We start from the raw sequence: 3,690 nt of genomic DNA, 5'->3' as shown, positions 1-3,690 counted from the left end.
CAGAAAGTCGAGGACAAGCATGGCCCGCTGCCCTGTACGCTTGAGACGCTGGCGAATACCCTGAAAAAACAGGGGCTAACCTATAAACGGGCCCGCCTGTCTTTAAAAAAATGCAATGAAGCGGAGTTTGCTGAAAAAGCCGCCTTGCTGAATAAAACTAAGGTGGGCGCGCGGTCGGGTCATTACTGGCTGGTCTATCTACTTTATTTGAAAGTTATGGTCGCCAATTTGCAGTTAATTTCTCTTGAGGACTTATCCCCGCCCCGCCGCCAGAATGTATCATTAATTTTAAAAAAAAGAATCAACTGAATTAATTCGTATTAAATGGCCCCAAAAAGGAGGGGATAATAAAAAATTTCTTATAAATTCCTTCTTACTAAATCGACAAACCCGATTTATAACGAGCCTTGCCCCATTCCAAGCGCCACAACACCGTTACCATAACACCGCATAATTTTTATCGGTGATCCAGAGGAATAGGCTGTTAATAAAAGCGTATAGGCAGCCCGTGCATTTTGGGCGGCCACCATATCATCTGGAAGTATTTTATTGTGTTTACTGCTAATGTAATTATAAAAAGAGAGTGTTAATGCTTCTTTTGAACCTTTGGGTAAAAAATTGAAAGTAACGCTGCCACCATTATCATTGTCTACCCCAAGATATATGGCTTGAACATATCCTGTTTTTTTATTGTTTGCATCACAATTCCCTGCATAGGCATAAGAATAACCCGGTATAACCATAATAATAAAGAGGCTAATTAAAAACTTAATTTTCATATTATATTCCTTTAGATTTTAATAAATTATCTATCAAAATGGCGTCGCCATGCTAAATAGTATGTCATACGCCTGAACAGTTGCCGGACAGACTGATATGTGTAATTAAAAGGCTACAAAAAATAAGGTTAAACTAAACTTAATATGATTGAATCCCATATTAAAATGCTATGCAGAAACTTTTATCATAAAGTGATGTGTGAAAACAAATTAATTTAATTTAACTGAATTTGTTTTTACATAATACATTCCTCTCTTTCATTGTGATATTGACGATACGCCCTGAGTTATCAGGGTGATGAGAGCGTTATCTTTTGCAACAGGGGATATCCGTTGATTTTCATTACCTTCTGGTTTTGCCAAATTTTGTCAAAATTTGACTGACGGCCACCGGGTCGGCACTGCTGCACTGACCGAAAAATTGCTTGCGCAGATTGAACGTTTTCCCCAGATTAAAACGATGACGTTTCTTAAAGGGGTTCTGTTGCATTGACAGAGAAAGTCTAAGTAAATGCAGGGCAAACGGGTCTAAATTAACCAACGCGATTAACTGAGTACATTCGGTACAGAGAAATAGGATTGATCGTTGTTTGTGATTTATCATCGTTTTTCTGTCAACAATAACCGTTTATTTTAGATAGAAAAAAGGCTTCATTTGTGATCTGATAATTGTCACCCAATAAACCATCAGAAATACGGATGAAACCTGTGACGATTATCGCTATTACCCCGAGCAATTTGAGCAGATACGTCCCCTGTTTGCATAGGATTGTGCTGTGTATACAAATAAAACGCATAGTAACGTAAGGAATTTTAAAATTCTCATTAAGGATTCCTACGTTCATATTAAAATAACAGTGTTTGATAAATGGGTATCAGTGACTGTGTTATAGGGTAAAAGATACGGGGTTTTTCTTTGCAGCTCGCCGAAAATACAACATTTCTTTTAGGTCGAAATGAAGTTAAACCACCACATGCATTCTCCATATCTATCGCGCTTAATTCTAATTCTGATGGCGCAATATCATCATAGTTTAACCGTCTGCCCAATTGCTGACGTAGCCGGAAAAAATAGTGATCATCCTCTGTCATTACTGGCACTCTGGCATCTGATTGTTCCTGTTCAAGTGCTGCTGTCATTGCTACAGCAAGAAAATTTCTAGGATTTGATGTATCTAATTTTATTTGTTTTTCTTTTTCACTTTCCAGATCAAGTGATCCAGGGTGAGTTAGACCTAAAGCATGCCCAAACTCATGAATTATGGTTTGATAAACTACTATTTTTGCAGCGTGAGGTTCTGTATAATGCTCATTCAGAGTTCTTCTAATGGTATTGAAAGTGTCTCTTGGATAAGAAAATGTATTCGTTAGATACATTCCCGGTCTGTTAAACTCTGGACTTGTATAATGCTCTAGGATGTCAGTCGGCAAAACTAACGTTGTCTGAGCAAGATCCACACCCAAACTAGTCTGTTGTGAATTATTTGCCCTAGAAATTTGAAAATCAGTTTGACCGGGTAATCCCTGGGGGACTTCGGTAAGGCGAATGGGACTCCCCCTCGCTATAAGGCGTTGATTCCACATGTCTGCCGCATTTCTCACTAATGGTGCAACATCAACATTAATGTTTCTTGTTGTTCCATCATCATTATCAATGGAAACTCTCACTGACCCTATATTTTCATCTATTGTATATCTTAAATTATTATTAAAAAAACCAGCGGGATTATAGATTTGATTGCTAATGGCTATAGAGCAAACGTGCCTATTTTGATTTGAGTAAGCCGCTGGATCATAGCCAAAAGAATTAAATATTGCTAATGATAAGATCATACAAATAAATTTCATTTTAGACTCCATTACATAATATTTCATTGTTTCTACTGATATTTTTTTGCCTTTTTTGATTATTAATCCTCAGGGTATTTAGATAGGAGTTTATGAGGCTGCAAATGGCATGGGCAGGGATGGCTAAACCGATATTATCCCCGTCTCGCCGCCAGAATGTATCATTAATTTTAAAAAAAGAATCAACTGAATTAATTCGTATTAAATGGCCCCAAAAAGGAGGGAATAATAAAAAATTTCTTATAAATTCCTTCTTACTAAATCGACAAACCCGATTTATAACGAGCCTTGCCCCATTCCAAGCGCCACAACACCGTTACCATAACACCGCATAATTTTTATCGGTGATCCAGAGGAATAGGCTGTTAATAAAAGCGTATAGGCAGCCCGTGCATTTTGGGCGGCCACCATATCATCTGGAAGTATTATATTTTCTTTACTGCTAATGTAATTATAAAAAGAGAGTGTTAATGCTTCTTTTGAACCTTTGGGTAAAAATTTGAAAGTAACGCTGCCACCATTATCATTGTCTACCCCAAGATATATGGCTTGAACATATCCTGTTTTTTTATTGTTTGCATCACAATTCCCTGCATAGGCATAAGAATAACCCGGTATAACCATAATAATAAAGAGGCTAATTAAAAACTTAATTTTCATATTATATTCCTTTAGATTTTAATAAATTATCTATCAAAATGGCGTCGCCATGCTAAATAGTATGTCATACGCCTGAACAGTTGCCGGACAGACTGATATGTGTAATTAAAAGGCTACAAAAAATAAGGTTAAACTAAACTTAATATGATTGAATCCCATATTCAAATGCTATGCAGAAACTTTTATCATAAAGTGATATGTAAAAACAAATTAATTTAATTTAAGTTGATCGGATAAATGATCTGCATTGGTGTTATAATCGGTCATCCGATGGCTTACCGCCTGTTCTTTTGAAATCGAATATCACACTGTCTGAAGCTGAACGTATTACATTACAACAACTTGCCCTGAATCACAGACACCGGGACATCCGTACGCGAGGAACGGGTTTGCTCATGCTTGC

The 3,690-nt window shown here is 37.0% G+C and carries 3 protein-coding genes and 1 pseudogene; 1 reads left to right on the top strand and 3 read right to left on the bottom strand.

Going from position 1 to position 3,690, the window contains the following annotated elements:
* Positions 1–309 (top strand): annotated as a pseudogene (locus tag AAC854_RS21745) (hypothetical protein); the annotation flags it as partial.
* Positions 310–395: 86 nt separating this feature from the next.
* Here the strand turns inward: AAC854_RS21745 and AAC854_RS21740 are convergent.
* The 3 genes from AAC854_RS21740 to AAC854_RS21730 all read right to left on the bottom strand — a co-directional run bounded on the left by AAC854_RS21740 (position 396) and on the right by AAC854_RS21730 (position 3,287).
* Positions 396–779 (bottom strand): hypothetical protein, encoded by a 384-nt coding sequence (locus tag AAC854_RS21740; RefSeq protein WP_340618917.1) that lies wholly within the window; start codon positions 777–779, stop codon positions 396–398.
* Positions 780–1,625: 846 nt separating this feature from the next.
* The gene (locus AAC854_RS21735) at positions 1,626–2,627 is read right to left on the bottom strand and encodes a hypothetical protein (protein WP_340618916.1); all 1,002 of its coding nucleotides are present in this window, start codon (positions 2,625–2,627) and stop codon (positions 1,626–1,628) included.
* 276 nt (positions 2,628–2,903) lie between these two features.
* A complete protein-coding gene (locus AAC854_RS21730) occupies positions 2,904–3,287 on the bottom strand; it encodes a hypothetical protein (RefSeq protein ID WP_340618915.1) in 384 nt (127 codons plus the stop codon).
* Positions 3,288–3,690: the final 403 nt, after the last annotated feature.

Source organism: Xenorhabdus entomophaga (genome assembly GCF_037996725.1).
Lineage (GTDB): Bacteria > Pseudomonadota > Gammaproteobacteria > Enterobacterales > Enterobacteriaceae > Xenorhabdus > Xenorhabdus khoisanae.
The sequence above is the reverse complement of the archived record's forward strand: the minus strand, read 5'-3'. Positions and strand labels throughout refer to the sequence as shown.